The sequence below is a fragment of the Apilactobacillus intestinapis genome (genome assembly GCF_049166695.1).
Classification (GTDB): domain Bacteria; phylum Bacillota; class Bacilli; order Lactobacillales; family Lactobacillaceae; genus Apilactobacillus; species Apilactobacillus kunkeei_C.
The window spans coordinates 193706-212170 of record NZ_JBMHFD010000001.1; the positions used below are offsets into that span (position 1 = coordinate 193706).

Genomic DNA, 18465 nt, shown 5'->3' on the forward strand with positions numbered 1-18465 from the left:
ACCATGAGTAAGTATGAAGACTTAGTACCTCGTTTTTTGAGATACGTTAAGATTAACACGCGTTCTGATGAAAGCAGCACTACCATTCCATCAGCAAACCGTGAAACAGTATTTTTAAACCAATTAAAGGAAGAACTAAAAGAAATTGGTTTATCTAACGTAAGAACAAATGAAGAAAGTGCATATGTATTTGCAACCCTACCTTCAAACATCGACAAAGATGTTAAGAAGATTGGTTTCATTTCACATATTGATACTGCTGATTTTAATTCAGAAAATGTGAACCCACAATTTGTAGAAAACTATGATGGAAAATCAAACATCAAATTAGGTAACGGTGAATACAACTTAGATCCAAACGTATTTGAAAGTCTACATAAGTATTATGGTGATACTCTTATCACAACTGATGGGACCACTTTATTAGGGGCTGACGATAAGTCAGGAGTTTCCGAAATCATTTCATCCATGAAGTACTTAATTGACCATCCTGAAATTAAGCACGGTGAAATCGAAATTGGTTTTGGTCCGGACGAAGAAATCGGAACTGGTTCATTGAAGTTTGATGTTGATGATTTCGGTGCTGACATGGCTTACACCGTTGATGGTGGAGCTAAGGGTCAATTACAATACGAAACCTTTAATGCCGCTGGTGCAACCGTTGAAATTAAAGGAACCGATGTCCATCCTGGTGAAGCCAAGGATGTCATGGTCAATGCCGCTCTATTAGCAATGGAGTTCAATGCTAAACTACCTGTATACGAAAGACCTGAATACACTGATGGCAAGGAAGGATTCTACTTCTTACTTGAAATCAATGGTACTCCGGACAACACCAAGATGTCTTACATCATCAGAGATCATGACAGAAACCGTTTTGAAGAAAGAAAAGAATACTTCAAAAAGATTGCTGATGAAATGAATAAACGCTTTGATTATGACCGTGTTCACGTCGAAGTTAAAGACCAATACTACAACATGGCCGAAGTGATCGAAAAGAACATGGAAGTCGTTGATTTAGCCAAGGAAGCAATGAATAATGTTGACGTTAAACCAGACATTTTCCCAGTTCGTGGGGGAACTGATGGTTCAACAATCTCATTTAAGGGATTACCAACACCAAACTTGTTTGCCGGTGGCGAAAACATGCACGGTCGTTTTGAATATGTATCTGTTCAAACAATGGAAAAAGCATGTGATGTCATCATTGAAATCGCTAAGTTAAACGCAGAAAAATAATTAGTCAAAAAAGGTCAAAATAATTTGATTTAATGTGACCTTTTGGTAAAATTTACCTATGAGATGGATTTCTCATAGGTATTTTTTATTAAGTAGGTGAAATAATTGAATCCAGATGAATTAACAGAAGCAGTATCACAAGCGTTAGCTGAAGCACAAAAGGTGGCTGCTAATCGCAAACATCAAGAAATCACAATTACCCATTTATTCAAGGTATTGGTTCAACCAGGTGAATTGGCAAGACAAATTTTTGCTGAAGCAGGGATGAACGTTGATGATTTCGAAAAGCAATTGGATCAACAACTAGATGAAATTGCAACAGTAGATGGCCAAGGCGTGTCCTATGGACAAAATATTTCATCCAGTATGCTAGAACTATTACAAAATGCAGAAAAAGAAAAAACAAACTTGGGTGATGGCTATGTCGCCGTTGATACATTAGTAATCGCATTAATGGATACAACAGGGAACAAAGTTGTCGACTATGTAAAAGACCAAGGAATTACAAAACAAAAGATTGAAGAAGTAGTACAAAATATCAGAGGGGGCGAAAAGGTGACTTCAAAGAATCAAGAAGATAATTATCAAGCACTTAAGAAATATGGTGTCGACTTGGTTGCCGAAGCCAGAGCAGGTAAGTTAGGCCCTATTATCGGTAGAGACGAAGAAATTCTAGATGTAATTAGAATTCTTTCCAGAATGACTAAGAACAACCCTGTTTTGATTGGTGATCCCGGTGTTGGTAAGACCGCTATTGTGGAAGGCTTAGCCAAACGTATTGCCGTAAACGATGTTCCTGAAAACCTAAAGGACAAGTCATTGTTTGAATTAGACATGAGTTCATTGATTGCTGGTGCCAAGTACCGTGGTGAATTCGAAGAACGCTTGAAGGCGGTTTTAAAGGCTGTTAAAAAGTCTGAAGGCCAAATTATCATGTTCATTGATGAAATTCACAACATCGTTGGTGCTGGTAAATCAGAAGGTAGTATGGATGCCGGAAATATCTTAAAACCAATGTTAGCTCGTGGTGAACTCCATTTGATTGGTGCAACTACTGTTGACGAATACAGAAAGTACATGCAAAAGGATAAGGCGCTTGAAAGACGTTTCCAAAAGGTTAGCGTTGATGAACCAAGTGTTGACGATACCATCACAATTCTTCGTGGAATTAAAGAACGACTAGAAATTCACCACGGAGTAAGAATTCACGACAATGCCTTAGTTGCTGCTGCAAAGTTGGCTGACCGTTACATTCCAGATCGTTTCTTACCTGATAAGGCGATTGATTTAGTTGATGAAGCATCTTCAACAATCGAAGTTGAAATGAACTCCAATCCAACTGAATTGGATCAAGCCAACCGTAAGTTAATGCGTGCCGAAGTCGAAGAGGCCGCATTAAAGAACGAAGAAGATGACGAATCAAAGGTTCGTTTGGCCAAACTAGAACCAGAACTAGCTAACTTAAAGGAAACTGTTAATAAGTTAAACGCTAGATGGCAACAAGAAAAGTCATCCATTAAGACATTAGGTGACAAGAAGGCTGAATTAGACCAAGCTAAGAACGACTTGCAACAAGCCGAAAGTTCATACGACCTAAATAAGGCTGCAATTCTAAAACATGGTACGATTCCAAAGCTGGAAGAAGAACTTGCTAAGATGGAAAATCAAGATCATGAAGACGACTGGTTGGTTAGTGAATCAGTTACAGAAGACGGTATTGCAGAAGTATTAAGTCGTGAAACTAAGATTCCTGTTGCCCGTTTGATGCAAGGTGAAAGAGAAAAACTACTTCATTTAGACGACAACTTGCATAAGCGAGTAGTTGGTCAAGATGAAGCCGTTGAAGCTGTTTCCGATGCGGTACTACGTTCTAGAGCTGGTCTACAAGACCCAAGTAAACCGCTAGGATCATTCCTATTCCTAGGACCTACCGGTGTTGGTAAGACCGAACTTGCTAAATCATTAGCTGAAAACCTATTCGATTCAGAAGAACACATGGTAAGAATTGACATGTCAGAATACATGGAAAAAGAATCCGTTTCTAGACTTGTCGGTGCTGCTCCAGGATACGTTGGTTACGAAGAAGGTGGCCAATTAACTGAAGCCGTTAGAAGAGATCCATACACCATTGTTTTGTTTGATGAAATAGAAAAAGCGCATCCTGATGTCTTCAACGTCTTACTACAAGTATTAGACGATGGAAGATTAACCGATGGCCAAGGCCACACAGTTGATTTCAAGAATACGCTATTGATTATGACATCAAATCTAGGTTCTGATATCTTATTGAATGGTTTGGATAAGGACGGAAACATTTCTGATAAGGCTAAGAAACAAGTCAATGACTTGTTGAAGAAGAGCTTCAAACCAGAATTCCTAAACCGAATTGATGACATCATCACATTCAAGCCACTATCCAAGAAGGATGTAAGACAAATTGTTAAACATTTAATCGACCAATTAGGTCAACGTTTAAATGATCAACAAATCAAGATTGAAGTCAGTGATGAAGCACTAGACTGGATTACTGATAATGGATACGACCCACAATATGGTGGAAGACCATTACAAAGATTTGTGACAAGAAATGTCGAAACCCCATTAGCTAAGTTAATCATTGCAGATAAGGTAAAAGCCAAGTCTACAGTTAAGATTGGATTAGCAAACAACGAATTAACATTTGAATAAACAAAAAAAGCTCAAGTTGATTAACTTGAGCTTTTATTATTTGACTGAGTGTTTTGAAATAAGTGTTAAAGCGTTAACAGCGATTAATACAACAACGGCTGATACGACACCAATTTCAGTTAAGTTATAGGTTAGTCCAGTTAATTGACTGGCAATGTATCCGATGATTTCACCGAAGATAACAGCCCAGAAAATAACTAATAGATTTGAAATAATGAATTTCATCATATCCACCTCACATTTCATAGAAATTTTACCACAGTTAAGAAGTAAAAAACAGTTATAAATAATCCAACCAATTGATATTTTTGTTATAATTGTTGAAGGAAAGGGATGATTTTTATGGATTATACACCGTTAAACGTAATGAGTTCATACAGTTTGTTGAATAGTACAATCTCAATAGATGAATTAATTTCAACAGCAATTAAACGTGGGTATACTAACCTGGCGTTGACTGATGACAAAGTTATGTATGGTGCAGTTGAATTCTATGATAAGTGTATAAAAAATAATATTCATCCAATTATCGGACTTACTTTTTCCGTTGAGAATGTCTCAGCGGATGAGGAGTCAAATCAATTGATTGTTTTAGCAAAGAATAATGATGGATACAAAAACATCATGAAATTATCAACTCTAGCTAAAACAAGGGAAAACGAAAATCTTTCGATAGATGATGTACTTAGTTTTACCAAAGATACTTTTATCATTGTTCCTGATTATGGCGAGGTAGCAGCGTTGATTAAACAACACCAAGTCGATACAGTGAGCGATTTTATAGGTGATCTAAAGAATGGTCATGAAGGTGGAGATATCTTCTTGGCGATTAGTGAAGAAAAACTAGAAGATAATGACTACATTGAACAAGTAAAACCATTATCAGAACAATTAGGGGTTGGCCTAATTGCATCATCTAGAGTCCAAAATCTAAATAGCGATGATGCATTCGCTCTAAAAGTAATGCAATGCATTCGAGATGATAATCGCCGTCTAACCAATCCACTGGGTGAAAGTCACGAAGAAACCCAGAACTGGTTAAAACCAAGTTCTGACGTAATTAATGACTACCAGCTAAAGGGACTTGAAGAATGCTTAACTAATAACGAAAAGGTAGCAAAAAGCTGTCATGCCGAAATTAGTAAAAAACAACCGGTTTTACCACATTATGATAATGGTAAGAACATGTCATCCAAGGATTTCCTAGCCGAGTTATGTATAACTGGTTTAAAGCACCGTTTAGTGGAATTAGCAGTTCCGAAAGGTAAATGGCTAGTTTATCGTGACCGTTTAAGACATGAGTTACAAGTGATTGATGGCATGGGCTTCAACGATTATTTCCTAATCGTGTGGGACGTTATTAACTACGCTCATCAACAAAATATCATGACTGGACCCGGACGTGGTTCAGCAGCCGGATCACTTGTTTCGTTTTGTTTGTACATTACAGATGTTGATCCGATTGAATACGACCTATTGTTTGAACGTTTCTTAAATGACCAACGTGCTCAAATGCCGGATATTGATTTGGATATTCCAGACGATAAACGTGAAGTGATTTTAAACTATGTCCATGATAAGTATGGGCATCAAAACGTTGCTCAAATCGTTACTTTTGATACAATGTCGACCAAACAAGTATTAAGGGATGTGGGTAGAACATTTGGTTTATCTAAGTTTGAACAAGACGAGTGGAGTAAATCCATTCCAAACAAGTTAAAGATTACGCTTAAGGAATCTTACGATAACTCACTAAAACTTAGGAACCTCGTTAACGACAATGCCTTGAATAAGTTGATGTATGAAACGGCTACTAAACTAGAAGGTAACCCTAGACATTCATCGACGCATGCTGCCGGATTGGTGTTAAGTCAAAACAAAATTGTTGAGACTTCACCGCTTCAATCAGGAAATGAAGAGCTATTGATTACTCAATATTCTAAGAACTACGTAGAAGAAATCGGTTTGTTGAAGATTGATTTTCTTGGTTTAAAGAACCTTTCAATTTTAAACGACATCATTCAACTAGTTAGAAAAGATTTTAACAGTAATTTTGATATCAGAAAGATTAATTTAAACGATCCCAAAACATTGGAATTATTCCAACAGGGTGATACAAATGGAATCTTCCAATTTGAATCTGACGGGATTAAACGTGTTTTGAAATCATTACATCCGGATAAATTCAATGAGGTTGCGGCCGTTGATGCCTTGTACCGTCCTGGTCCAATGGAAAATATCGACACCTTCATTGCTCGAAAGAAGGGCAAGGAAAAGGTTGAAGGAATCGATGCAACCCTTGTTGATGTGTTAGGGCCAACGTATGGAATCATTGTTTATCAAGAACAGGTAATGCAAGTGGCATCAATCATGGGTGGCTTCACACTTGGTGAAGCCGACTTGTTACGTCGTGCAATGAGTAAGAAAAAGCAAGGCGTAATGGAATCAATGAGAGATAAGTTTATTACTGGAGCCGAAAAGAAGGGTTACTCAAAGCAATCTGCTAGTCAAACCTTCGAATATATTGAACGATTTGCTAGTTACGGTTTCAATAAGTCTCATGCTGTGGCTTACAGTAAGATGGCATTTGAATTAGCTTATTTGAAAGCCCATTTTAGTCGTCAATTCTTTACCGGATTGTTGAACTCCGTAATGGGAAATCACGACAAGATTAATGTTTATGTTGTGGAGGCTAAGAAACGTAATATTAATGTATTGGCACCTGATATCAATAAGTCATTTGAAGAGTTTATTGATGACGGGCAAAACATTATCTTTGGTCTAAGATGCATCAAGGGAATCCGTAGTGATTTTATTCGTGAAATTGTTGAAGAACGTGAACAAAATGGTCCATACAAGGGACTAGAAGAGTTCATTTCCAGAATTTCACCACAGTTTAGAAAAAACGACTTATTAAAACCACTTATTTACGTGGGTGCTTTTGATAGTTTTAGTGATAATCGCTCCGAATTAGCTAATTCGATTGATGAATACGTTGAATCAGTTAACTTAAGCGGCGGATCTCAGGACTTATTCAAGACACTAAAGCCTAAAAAGCGAGTTGCCGAAGAACTTAGTCTAGTTGATAAACTGGAATTGGAAAATAAATACGTTGGTGTTTATTTATCAGGACATCCAGTAGAACAATATCAAAGACTACAAAGTGCAATGAAGATTGTTTCTTCAGACGAATTGGGTAGTTATGATGAACCAATTAACTGTCTATTGTTTGTGCAAAGAGTTAAGACCATTAGGACCAAAAAGGGTGACAATATGGCGTTCGTTGATGGAACAGATGTTGCCGGAGATATTAACGTGACAGTCTTCCCATCAACTTACAAACTTATTGCTAATTGGATTAGAACATCCATGGTAATTATGGTAAGTGGTAAACCCGAAAAGAGAAACGGTCAGTATCAACTGATTGCCGATAAGATGTATCCTGCAGCAAACGTTTTGAGTAAAATCAAAAAGCAAATGCCTAGTGAAAAATGGTATTTGAAGATTGATGAGGCCCACAATTCCAATCAAGTATTGAGAAATGTTTATGCATTGATGAAACAAAATCATGGAAATCATCAAGTCGTTATATATAATTCACAAAACGGTACCAAAAAGCTGTTAAGTACGGACAATAATTTGAATAATAGCAAGGAATTGCACGATAAACTTATTCAATTATTAGGCAATGGCAATGTAGTTTATAAATAATTTTGAATTATTAAAAAATTGCGCAAAAATAAAAGACATAAATTTTAAAAAGTGATACAATTCTAGATGAAACCTAGTTATGCATGATAGTCATCTTTTAGGGATGATTTATCATACAAAATAAAAGGAGAGATTTTTACTTATGAAGAAAACAAAAATCGTAAGTACATTAGGACCTGCTAGTACCGATGTTGACACTATTGTCAAATTAATCGAATCTGGCGCTAATGTTTTCAGATTTAACTTCTCACATGGTGACCATGAAGAACACTTTGATCGTTTAAACAAAGTTCATGAAGCCGAAAAGAGAACTGGTAAGACTGTTGGTCTTATGCTTGATACTAAGGGTGCTGAAATCCGTACTACTATCCAAAAAGATGGTAAGATTGAATTCCACACTAACGACGAATTTAGAATTTCAATGGACGAATCTATTGAAGGTACTAAAGAAAAGATCGCCGTTACTTACCCTGGCTTATTAGCTGACGTTCACGTTGGTGGCCACATCTTATTTGATGACGGTATCCTAGACTCAGTTATCAAAGAAATCGATGAAGCTAACAAAGAACTAGTTGTTGTTGCTCAAAACAACGCTACTCTAGGTTCACGTAAAACTGTTACTGCACCTGGTGTTTCAATTAACTTACCAGGTATTACTGAAAAGGATTCAAGCGACATTCGTTTTGGCCTTTCAGAAATGCACATTAACTTCATCGCCGCTTCATTTGTAAGAAAACCAGAAGATGTTTTAGACATCCGTAAATTACTTGAAGACGAACATAAAGAAGACGTTCAAATCTTCCCTAAGATTGAATCACAAGAAGGTATCGACAACTTTGAAGAAATCATGAAGGTTTCTGATGGTTTGATGATTGCTCGTGGTGACATGGCTGTTGAAATTCCAGCAGAAAATGTTCCAATCGTTCAAAAACACTTAATCCACAGATGTAACGAAATGGGTAAACCAGTTATTACTGCAACTCAAATGTTGGACTCAATGATTGAAAACCCACGTCCTACACGTGCTGAAGCTTCAGACGTTGAATACGCTGTATTAAGCGGTACTGATGCTACTATGCTTTCAGGTGAAAGTGCTAACGGTGACTACCCAGCAGAAGCAGTTGCTACTATGGCTAAGTTAGACGTTAAGGCTGAAAACCACTACGCTGAATACGGTGACGCTCGTCCTGCATTCAACAACGGTGACGTTACTGAAGCATTCGGTAAGCAAGTTGCTGAAATGGTTAAGGATCTTGACATCAAGACTATCGTAACTACTACTTCAACTGGTTACTCAGCTCGTATGATTTCTAAGTACCATCCAAATGCTGATATCTTAGCATTAACTTTTGATGACCGTGTACGTCGTGGTCTAATGGTTAACTGGGGTGTTCAACCAATCGTTGTTGACAAGCCAGAAAACAGTGATGGTATGTTCGACTTTGCAGCTAAGAAGGCAGTTGAAACTGGCTTAGCTAAGGAAGGCGACTTAATCCTTGTAGTTGCAGGTTTACCTGTTGGCGAAAAGGGTACAACTAACGTAATGAGCGTTAAGTTGATCGGTTCAGAACTTGCTCAAGGACAAGGTGTTGGCGACAAGACTGTTATCGGTAAAGCTTTTTTAGCAAGTAACGCTGCCGATGCAAACAGCAAGGCTGTTGACGGTGGCGTGTTGGTAGCTAAGAATACCAACAAAGACTTCTTGCCAGCTATTAAGAAGGCAAGCGCAATTATCGTTGAAGATGGTGGTATGACATCACATGCTGCAGTATTAGGTATTTCACTAGGAATTCCTGTTATTGTTAGCGCTAAGGGTGCTACTGAAAACATCTCAGACGGTCAAACTATTACAGTAGATGCACGTCGCGGAATTGTTTACGCAGGCGCTGCTAACTCACTATAATATTTAGATAAAAAAAGAGGATGCATTTTAAATGCATCCTCTTTTTTTATCGAAATATTATGTAAATTAGTGTAGAATTGACATATAACGATTCGAAATGAGGAATATTAATGAATAACTTTTTAGGCCGTGTTGTTTCTGGTAAAGTAACTGACGAAAATGACAAAAACTATTTTGTTCAAATTGAAGGAACAACATTCCTATTGGATAAGGACGAAATATTAAAGCCACTAAAGATTGGTAGTAACTTTAAGGGATTTGCATATGAAAATGAAAATCACAAGATGCAAATAACAAGAAACATTCCAGATGTCCAAGTGGATCACTATGCATTTGGAACGGTTGTCCAAAGCAAGTATGGATTGGGAATTTTTGTTGATATCGGATTACCTAACAAGGACATCGCCGTATCAATCGATGATCTTCCTGAATTAACAAAGTTATGGCCTCAACATGGTGATAAAGTCATGATTGCCTTGAAAATCGATAAAAAAGATCGAATTTGGGGTGAATTAGCTGACGAAGAAATCTTCAAGAGTATTTCGATCCCAGCTAATCCCAAGCTAAAGAACCGTAACATGAAGGCGACAACTTACAGATTAAAGCTAGCCGGAACTCGTGTTATCACAGATGACTATCGACTAGGATTTATCCATCCGAGCGAACGTGAAATGGAACCACGCTTAGGTCAACAAGTTGACGTAAGAGTAATCGGAATTTTACGAGATGGAACATTGAACCTTTCAATGAAGCCTCGTGCATACGAAGCAATTAGTGACGATTCAAAAATGATTTTTGCTGTTTTGAAGCGAGCAGAAGATGGAAAGATTGCTTATACCGACAAGAGTACTCCTGAAGACATCAAGGCTTTCTTTGGTATCAGTAAGGGACAATTCAAACGTGCGGTAGGTAATCTTTTGAAGAACCGTCTGATTGAACAAAAAGATGGCGAAATGTTGTTAACTGAAAAGGGTAAAGAAACTGATATTGAATAAAATCGGGTGATATTATGGACTCCGAAGTTAAGGACTACTTACATTATTTGGTGATTGAACGCGGATTATCAGATAATACGATTAAGAGCTATCATCAAGACATTAAAGGATTTATCAATTACTTAAAAGACAATCATATTAGTGAATTTAAAAAAGTCGATTCAAAGATAATTTTAGATTATATGAAGTACATGAAGGATTGTGGAAAGGCAAGAAATTCCATAATCCGTTTTGTTTCAACGATGAAAAAGTTTTTTAAGTACCTACAAAGATATCACTTCATCATCGAAGATCCGATGGTCAATGTAGATACTCCTAAATCGGCCAATCATTTACCAGATGTATTGACGATGAAGGAAATTGATAAGTTGCTGGCAGTTCCTGATACAAACGACAAATATGGCATTAGAGATAGGGCGATATTAGAAGTTATGTATGCCACAGGATTGCGTGTTAGCGAAGTAGTTAATTTGAAGATGGATAATTTACATTTGGATATGGGAATTATTCAAACTATTGGTAAGGGAGACAAGGAAAGAATTATTCCGATTGGCTCTCAGGCCATCAAGTGGATATATACTTATATGGAAAACAGTCGCAATCTTTTGCTAAAAAGAAGACATTGTGATTATCTATTCTTAAATGCTCATGGATCTGGTTTAAGTAGACAAAGTATTTGGCAAAAGCTTAAACGTTATGTTGGTTTAGCTGGTATTAAGAAAAAGGTTACGCCACATACTTTACGTCATTCATTTGCTACTCATATACTAGAAAATGGAGCGGATTTGAGAGTTGTACAAGAGCTATTGGGGCACTCGGATATATCGACGACTCAAATCTATACACATGTTTCCCATGAACATCTAAATAAGGCGTTTGATGATTTTCATCCACACGCCTAAAGCACAGATTGGAGGAATTTGGGATGCTACTAAAATATAGAACAGAATATAAAAAAATCGCTATGGATATGCTTTCTTTATTACCAGACATGAATAAGGGTAATCATTTAGAAGATGAAATGAACTGGTATGAAGATAGTGATAACCGTGTTATTTACTTATGGAAAAATCAAGATGACAATTGGGCTGGATTAGTCGCAATTGAACAAAAAAATGATTTATTAGTTCTAAGAAGAGTAGTCTTAACACCCGATTCTTGGAACATTAATAACTGCTGTTCAATGATTGATGATTTAAATAACCTATACATGGGTAAAAAGATTGTCGGAACAATGGATACCACTTCAATCTGTGAAATTTGGGAGAAACGTAATGGAACCAGAGTTCAATAACTCTAACAACATAAATATTCACATTGATGATTTTGATGGCCCCTTAGAATTACTATTACATCTAATCAAGCAATCTGAAATGGACATATATGACATCCAAATTGAAAAGATTACCAGACAATACGTTGAATATTTGACTGAGATGAAAAACCTAAATGTTAATATCGCAGGTGAATACTTTGTAATGGCATCCAATTTGATGGCAATCAAGTCTAAGCTATTGTTGCCTAGAAATGATGAAATTAACGAAGATGATGATTACGAAGATCCAAGGGATGAATTAGTAAATCAACTTTTGATTTATCAAGAATATAAAGAAGTATCAAAAGTGTTGAAAAAGATGGAGACTAAGACTAGTCAATATCACAGCGTTGATCCCGTTTTACCAAGTGTCGATGAGATGATTGATTTTAACGATAACGAAAAATTCAGTATCGATTTAATTCAACAAGCGTTTGATCGAATTATCGAAAAGATTAAATCAAATGAACCATATGTACACTCAGTGATAGAATGGGAATACACTGTCAAAGGCCAATCAACATATGTTATGGATAGATTATCCAAACAGCAATCAGTTGAGTTTGATTCCTTATTTGATAAGACTAGTAACGTTGAATTTGTAGTTACTACATTTTTATCACTACTAGAACTTGTTAAGGAACAAAAGGTCAAGGTCGGACAAATCGACGACAAACTATATTTAGAAAAAATCGTAAAGCAAGGTGAAGAGTAATTGGTTAGTAAGTTAGCGCAGCTAGAGAGCCTAATATATATATCTGGTGAAGATGGAATAACATACGACAATCTAAGCACATTATTGAAACTAAGTACTAGTGAGCTAGAAACATTAATGAATCAACTAAAGGAGTCTTTTGAACACGAAGACTCACCATTTACGTTGATGGAATATTCTGATAAGGTTCAACTTGCCACAAAGGAAGAACTAAACGATCTAATTAAGGGATATTTACAAAGTGATGAAAGCATTTCTTTAACTCAAACAGCGCTAGAAACACTTACGATTATTGCTTATAATCAACCAATTACGAGGGTTGAAGTGGATGACATTAGAGGTGTGAACAGCAGTAAGACAGTCCAAAGATTGTTGAGACAAAGTCTAATTGCCACTGCCGGTTACAAGAAGGTACCGGGTCATCCAAAGCTTTATACAACAACTGATAACTTTTTGAAGTTGTTTGGAATTAAGAGCTTAAACGAATTACCAAAAATTGATAATGAAATTTTACTTCAGGAGGAAGAAAATGGCGGAACGACTACAGAAGATAATGGCTAAAGCCGGGGTAGCTTCAAGACGTAAATCAGAAGAAATTATTTTAGCCGGTCGCGTAAAGGTAAACGGTCAAGTTGTTACTGAACTAGGAACAAAGGTTAAAGTTTCTGATGAAGTGCAAGTTGATGGTTTGCCAATCAACAAGGAAGCACCGGTATATTACTTGTTATACAAACCAAGAAGAATTATCACTTCAGTGTCTGATGAAAAGGATCGAAAGACTGTTCTAGACTTTTTCGAAGATGTTGAACAAAGAATTTATCCAGTTGGTCGATTGGACTACGATACATCCGGTCTTTTACTAATGACTAATGATGGGGACTTGGATAACCGTTTAACTCATCCTAAGTACGAAGTTGAAAAGACTTATGTAGCTAAGGTTGAAGGAATTCCAACTAACGACGAATTAAAGCAACTAAGACTAGGTGTTAAGATTAACGGTAAGAAGACCGCACCTGCCAAGACAAACGTCTTAGAAACCGATAATGGTAAGAAGACCGCTGTTGTACAATTAACAATTCATGAAGGTAAAAACCATGAGGTTAAGAACATGTTCAAGGCAATCGGTCATCCGGTTAAAAAGTTGAAACGTGAATCATTTGCTTTCCTAAACTTAAAGGGATTACAACCAGGTGATTACCGTCCATTAAAGAAATTCGAAGTTGAAAAGCTATACGAAATGACTGAAAAGAGATAAAAGGCTTGTTTAAAACAGGCCTTTTTTGCTATAATCGTTCTTGAAAAAATAAAAATTGGTTTATCTTCAGGGCAGGGTTAGATTCCCGACCGGCGGTTACAGCCCGCTACCTATCGTTTGATAGTTGATTTGGTGAAATTCCAAAGCCGACAGTACAGTCTGGTATAAAGAAGATCTCTTTTTGAGTACGCAAAAAGCTCATTGGTCTTCGATGGATCAATGGGCTTTTTTTGAAGATATTCCTCATATGGAGGATTTATTATGTTAAGTAGTCGTTTTAGTTTGAAGAACCTGGTTCAGGTTTCTATTTTAGGAGGATTGGCATATCTATTGACCTATCTTTCAGTGCCTATCTTACCAATGGCACCATACATGAAGTTAGATTTTGGTGATATCCCAATTCTTTTAGCAACTGTGTTATTATCAACTCGTAGTGGTTTGATCGTAGCATTGCTAAGAGCGGTACTATACTTCGTCTTTACCGGTGTTTCTTTGATTAATCTGATTGGAATTTCAGCGTTATTAGTCGCTAGTTTAACAATCGTGTTATCAGTTACATTGGTTAATAAATTAGTTCAAAACCACGCTAAATACGTTATTATGGTTCTGTTTGAAACAGTCATGTTAGCTCTAGTTATGAGTGTATTGAACTATTTTGTGATTACACCACTATACATCAATTTAACTGGGTTTAAATTGAGCTTTAGCCTATTGGATTCTGTATTATACACAGTCGCACCATTTAACATTATCAAGGGATTATTCATTGGTATTGTCTTCGTGATTGTATATAACAGAAGCAATGCATGGGAAAAATATAAAGAAAAGAGATAAACAATGAACAAAGATTTGCTGTTATTGCTTCTATCATCGACGCAACCAAGAAGAATTAAACTAATTCAAAACTTGCTAAACGGGAAAAGAACCGTTTCAACACTTTTCTGGGCAATGCGTTACGGTATCTTACAATACTCAGCAATTCTAAAAACATATGATCTAAATTCTATCAACGGATCACTCAAAAAGTTAATCATTGACGGTCTAGCAAAACAAGTTGATGAATTTCAGTATCAATTGACCACAAAGGGTCAAATTAAAAAGGATTCTGTAAAGGAATCCTTTTACATATTACAGAACACATCGTATCAATATGATTATGATGTAAATGAGTTTAAGGCAAGAATATTATTGGCCATTCAATCTGTTTCAGAATATAGCTATCAAAATAAGAACTATTATCCAGTTAAAACAGATATGAAGAGCGCGATGATTGTTAAAAGATGGTTTATTCAAAATAAGGCAGAAATCGTAAGTCGACTAGAAGATTATTTAACCAAGTACTTATCACAAGTCGATGAGAAGAAGGCTAATATCATTGCTCAACAAATGATTGGCCATGATGTTTATGGAATGACAAACTGTCAATTGGCGGATAGCCTGGGCATTTCAAATGTTGAAGCATTCTTCATGGAATACGATGGTTGGGTCGATTTTATTAACTATATTATTAATGATGATGATCAGTTATTATTACCATTGATAAACGACGTGCGAACTTTAAAGATGAACCATCATGCGATTCAAACGTATAAACAATTTGTTAGTGGTAATACGCTAGATCAAATCGCTAATAACCTAAGCGTAAAGTTATCAACTGTGAGAGAACATCTATTAGAGATGGCAATTTGGTTACCGGAAAGTAAGTTTCCTTACACTAAAATCGTTAGTGCTGAAGATGAAAGAACATTACGCCGATCTTTTGATAACCTGCCAATTGATGATTGGCAATATCGTCAGATCAGTGAAAGCACAGATATCAATTTTTTTGAGTTCAGAATCTATCAAATATTAAGGAGCAAACAAGATGTTAAGTGATGAAGAATTAAAGAAACATCTAAAGAAATGGTTTGGCTTTGATGACTTTCGTTCTGGGCAAAAAGAGGTTATCCAATCAATCCTAGATGGTAAGGATACATTAGGCGTGTTGCCAACAGGTACGGGTAAGACCCTTATTTATCAATACGTTGGTAAGATGGTTAATGGGATGGTAATCGTGGTATCTCCGCTTATTTCATTAATGCAAGATCAAGTTGATAGAATGAGGTACCTGGGTGAAAAACAAACGGTCGCGATAACATCTAATCTTTCTTGGGTTGATCGCAAAAGAGTCATCAATAATTTAAATAACTACAAGTACGTTTACGTTTCACCAGAGATGTTGTCTAATTCAGATGTATTAGATGCTTTTAAGCAGCACAAAATTTCTTTATTTGTGGTAGATGAGGCGCACTGTATTAATCAATGGGGACCAGATTTTAGACCTGAGTATCTAAACTTAAAGGAGATAATCATCAGTTTAAATCATCCGACTGCCTTAATGCTGACTGCTACCGCATCTAATGATGTCGTTTCAGACATTAAAGAAAAAATTGGTTTACCAAACGTAGAAACGATTAAGTACTCGACGAATCGACCTAACATTGCATTGGCCGTTGATACGTTTACTAGTAATGAGGATAAAAATGATCACTTGCTATACCTAGTGAATAAATTGATGAAGCCAGGGATTATTTACTTCTCTAGTAAGAAGGTTGCTAACGCAGTTTGTGAGTGGTTAAAAGAAAAAACCAAATTAAACGTTGAGGTTTACCATGCTGATTTAGATGCTGATAGTCGATATCGAATTCAACATCAGTTTATTAGTGACCAAATTGATATAATTTGTGCCACAAGTGCATTTGGAATGGGAATCGATAAGGATAACATCAGATTTGTCATTCATTACCACATGCCCGCTAATTTGGAATCATACGTCCAAGAGATGGGAAGAGCTGGTAGGGATGGTAAACAAAGCATCTCAGTTATTTTGTATAAAGAAAAAGACGAAATTTTACAATATCGATTTATTGATGACACAATTCCAAGTGAGGATATGATTAACTTCTTTTATGATCATTATCAACAACTGAAAAACAATGAATTGGACGAAAAAGCCAATCTCATTAACTATTATTTTCAAAGTGGTTTTACGAAAAACGAAGTAATTAATATATTTGAGGGAAGAAGAAACGAATTAGTAACATCCTTAAACCAAATGTTGGGTTATGTGAAAACAAAGGGATGTAAGCGTGCATTTTTACTTAGATACTTTAACGAAATTTTTTCTGAACACGATGAAAATTGTTGTAATGGAGAAGACACCCAATTACAATTAGAACAGATGGATTTAGTTCAAGAAAGCAAAAGCTTGAATTCGCGGCCACAGAATGTCAAATGGCAAAGTATTATTCAAACTCTTTTTTCTAAATAGTAAAATTCATGTATAATTAAGACATAAGATATTATTAGGAGGTCATTATTTTGAATAATAACGACGATTACAGTAATTTTTCAAGAGTAGAAAGTAGAAGAAAACATAGAGGACATAAGACAGTTGCAATCGTTTTAATCACAATCCTAGTAGTAATTGGATTATTTGCTCTAGTATACGGAATGATTAGTAGTCCAAGTGGTAGCAACAATGTTGACTCTACAACAACTAATTCTTCATCATCTTCTTCAATGTCTTCAAAGAAGAAATCAAGTGATAATGATAAAGAAAGTTCAAGTTCAATGATGTCTAGCTCAAGTTCAATGAGTAGTTCTTCAGCAATGAGCAGTTCATCAAGCATGAACAACACAATGAATAACTCAAACAATAATACTCAAGGTCAAACTAATGGCAATAACACACAAAATCAAACAACAACTACCAACCAATCAACAACTGCTAACAACAGTGGATACGCTGTTATTGGCCAAGATGGTATGACTGATTTATACCGTGTTGCTAAGAAGTACGGTACAAGTGTTCAAAGTCTAATGAGAATTAACGGTATTGCTGATTCTAACAAGGTTAGAAACGGCCAAAAGATTCTAGTAAAATAAAATTAAGTGGTGTTTAAGTTTATGAATAATAGTAAGTTACAAGTAGCGATTGACGGACCAGCATCTGCTGGAAAAAGTACAGTTGCCAAATTAGTTGCAGCAAGATTTTCATACATTTACTGTGATACTGGTGCAATGTATAGATCAACTACTCTAAAGGCCTTACGATTAGGATATCCTTTGGATGACGAAAAAGTGATTTTAGACATGTTAAATGATACTGAAATTACTTTTGAACCTGGGGAAAAACAACAAAAGGTTTTCCTTGATGGACAAGAAGTTACTAACGATATTAGACAAGAAGATGTTACTAATAACGTATCAACTGTTGCTAGTCTAGGTGCAGTTAGAAAAGAACTTGTTCAAAGACAACAAGATATTGCAGCTAAGGGTGGTATTGTTATGGACGGTAGAGATATCGGAACAACAGTTTTACCAGATGCTGAAGTTAAAATTTTCTTGATTGCTAGTGTTGATGAAAGAGCTGATCGTCGTTTTAAAGATAATGCCGAAAAGGGTATTCATGTTCCACTAGAACAATTGAAAAAAGAAATTGAAGAAAGAGACTACAAAGACTCTCATAGAGCCGTGTCTCCATTGACAAAAGCTGCTGATGCAAAAGAAATTGACACTACTTCGATGTCAATTGATCAAGTGGTTGATGCCATCTCTGATGAAATAACAAAAAAACAAACACTATAATTTAATCATTAAACT

The 18465-nt window shown here is 36.1% G+C and carries 16 protein-coding genes and 1 riboswitch; of the genes, 15 read left to right on the forward strand and 1 reads right to left on the reverse strand.

Going from position 1 to position 18465, the window contains the following annotated elements:
- The first annotated feature begins 3 nt into the window (after positions 1-3).
- Entirely contained in the window at positions 4-1239 is a 1236-nt protein-coding gene (gene pepT / locus ACOMA7_RS01140) for a peptidase T (protein WP_421391469.1), read from the forward strand.
- Between the two features lie 105 nt (positions 1240-1344).
- Complete coding sequence (clpB, locus tag ACOMA7_RS01145; protein WP_421391471.1) at positions 1345-3927, forward strand: ATP-dependent chaperone ClpB; 2583 nt, start codon at positions 1345-1347, stop codon at positions 3925-3927.
- A gap of 36 nt (positions 3928-3963) precedes the next feature.
- Here the strand turns inward: clpB and ACOMA7_RS01150 are convergent, their stop codons facing one another.
- On the reverse strand, positions 3964-4155 hold the full coding sequence (locus tag ACOMA7_RS01150) for a DUF2929 family protein (protein ID WP_225349239.1): 192 nt from the start codon (positions 4153-4155) through the stop codon (positions 3964-3966).
- 114 nt (positions 4156-4269) lie between these two features.
- On the opposite strand from ACOMA7_RS01150, the gene dnaE reads away from it, so the two are divergent.
- The 13 genes from dnaE to cmk all read left to right on the forward strand — a co-directional run bounded on the left by dnaE (position 4270) and on the right by cmk (position 18450).
- Entirely contained in the window at positions 4270-7638 is a 3369-nt protein-coding gene (gene dnaE / locus ACOMA7_RS01155; RefSeq protein WP_421391474.1) for a DNA polymerase III subunit alpha, read from the forward strand.
- Between the two features lie 142 nt (positions 7639-7780).
- Positions 7781-9541 (forward strand): pyruvate kinase, encoded by a 1761-nt coding sequence (gene pyk, locus ACOMA7_RS01160; protein ID WP_053796641.1) that lies wholly within the window; start codon positions 7781-7783, stop codon positions 9539-9541.
- Between the two features lie 110 nt (positions 9542-9651).
- The gene (locus tag ACOMA7_RS01165; RefSeq protein WP_054608201.1) at positions 9652-10536 is read left to right on the forward strand and encodes a CvfB family protein; all 885 of its coding nucleotides are present in this window, start codon (positions 9652-9654) and stop codon (positions 10534-10536) included.
- Between the two features lie 14 nt (positions 10537-10550).
- Positions 10551-11438: a site-specific tyrosine recombinase XerD gene (gene xerD, locus ACOMA7_RS01170; protein ID WP_054608200.1), complete on the forward strand. Its 888-nt coding sequence runs from the start codon at positions 10551-10553 to the stop codon at positions 11436-11438.
- 23 nt (positions 11439-11461) lie between these two features.
- Complete coding sequence (locus ACOMA7_RS01175) at positions 11462-11830, forward strand: hypothetical protein (protein WP_034530791.1); 369 nt, start codon at positions 11462-11464, stop codon at positions 11828-11830.
- A complete protein-coding gene (locus ACOMA7_RS01180; protein ID WP_054608199.1) occupies positions 11811-12566 on the forward strand; it encodes a segregation and condensation protein A in 756 nt (251 codons plus the stop codon). Before ACOMA7_RS01175 ends, ACOMA7_RS01180 begins: the two co-directional genes overlap by 20 nt.
- Entirely contained in the window at positions 12567-13127 is a 561-nt protein-coding gene (gene scpB / locus ACOMA7_RS01185; protein ID WP_034530792.1) for an SMC-Scp complex subunit ScpB, read from the forward strand.
- Positions 13096-13821, forward strand: coding sequence for a pseudouridine synthase (locus tag ACOMA7_RS01190; protein WP_034530795.1), 726 nt, complete (start codon positions 13096-13098; stop codon positions 13819-13821). The genes scpB and ACOMA7_RS01190 overlap by 32 nt, the downstream gene beginning before the upstream one ends.
- 58 nt (positions 13822-13879) lie before the next feature.
- Positions 13880-14000: riboswitch (FMN riboswitch) on the forward strand.
- 82 nt (positions 14001-14082) lie between these two features.
- The gene (locus ACOMA7_RS01195; RefSeq protein ID WP_421391479.1) at positions 14083-14655 is read left to right on the forward strand and encodes an ECF transporter S component; all 573 of its coding nucleotides are present in this window, start codon (positions 14083-14085) and stop codon (positions 14653-14655) included.
- A 3-nt stretch (positions 14656-14658) separates the two neighbouring features.
- Positions 14659-15696, forward strand: a complete 1038-nt coding sequence (locus ACOMA7_RS01200) for a helix-turn-helix domain-containing protein (protein ID WP_054608197.1) — start codon at positions 14659-14661, stop codon at positions 15694-15696.
- Positions 15686-17131, forward strand: coding sequence for a RecQ family ATP-dependent DNA helicase (locus ACOMA7_RS01205; RefSeq protein WP_054608196.1), 1446 nt, complete (start codon positions 15686-15688; stop codon positions 17129-17131). Before ACOMA7_RS01200 ends, ACOMA7_RS01205 begins: the two co-directional genes overlap by 11 nt.
- A 50-nt stretch (positions 17132-17181) precedes the next feature.
- Positions 17182-17748, forward strand: coding sequence for a LysM peptidoglycan-binding domain-containing protein (locus ACOMA7_RS01210; RefSeq protein WP_054608195.1), 567 nt, complete (start codon positions 17182-17184; stop codon positions 17746-17748).
- 21 nt (positions 17749-17769) lie between these two features.
- Complete coding sequence (gene cmk / locus ACOMA7_RS01215) at positions 17770-18450, forward strand: (d)CMP kinase (RefSeq protein ID WP_034530802.1); 681 nt, start codon at positions 17770-17772, stop codon at positions 18448-18450.
- Positions 18451-18465 lie beyond the last annotated feature (15 nt).

Bases quoted from the DNA above. Each gene is read 5' to 3' on its own strand.
- ACOMA7_RS01165 (WP_054608201.1), top strand. From the start codon at position 9,652: ATGAATAACTTTTTAGGCCGTGTTGTTTCTGGTAAAGTAACTGACGAA.
- ACOMA7_RS01175 (WP_034530791.1), top strand. From the start codon at position 11,462: ATGCTACTAAAATATAGAACAGAATATAAAAAAATCGCTATGGATATG.
- pepT (WP_421391469.1), top strand. From the start codon at position 4: ATGAGTAAGTATGAAGACTTAGTACCTCGTTTTTTGAGATACGTTAAG.
- ACOMA7_RS01190 (WP_034530795.1), top strand. From the start codon at position 13,096: ATGGCGGAACGACTACAGAAGATAATGGCTAAAGCCGGGGTAGCTTCA.
- ACOMA7_RS01150 (WP_225349239.1), bottom strand. From the start codon at position 4,155: ATGATGAAATTCATTATTTCAAATCTATTAGTTATTTTCTGGGCTGTT.
- dnaE (WP_421391474.1), top strand. From the start codon at position 4,270: ATGGATTATACACCGTTAAACGTAATGAGTTCATACAGTTTGTTGAAT.
- ACOMA7_RS01205 (WP_054608196.1), top strand. From the start codon at position 15,686: ATGTTAAGTGATGAAGAATTAAAGAAACATCTAAAGAAATGGTTTGGC.
- ACOMA7_RS01180 (WP_054608199.1), top strand. From the start codon at position 11,811: ATGGAACCAGAGTTCAATAACTCTAACAACATAAATATTCACATTGAT.
- xerD (WP_054608200.1), top strand. From the start codon at position 10,551: ATGGACTCCGAAGTTAAGGACTACTTACATTATTTGGTGATTGAACGC.
- cmk (WP_034530802.1), top strand. From the start codon at position 17,770: ATGAATAATAGTAAGTTACAAGTAGCGATTGACGGACCAGCATCTGCT.
- pyk (WP_053796641.1), top strand. From the start codon at position 7,781: ATGAAGAAAACAAAAATCGTAAGTACATTAGGACCTGCTAGTACCGAT.
- ACOMA7_RS01195 (WP_421391479.1), top strand. From the start codon at position 14,083: ATGTTAAGTAGTCGTTTTAGTTTGAAGAACCTGGTTCAGGTTTCTATT.
- ACOMA7_RS01200 (WP_054608197.1), top strand. From the start codon at position 14,659: ATGAACAAAGATTTGCTGTTATTGCTTCTATCATCGACGCAACCAAGA.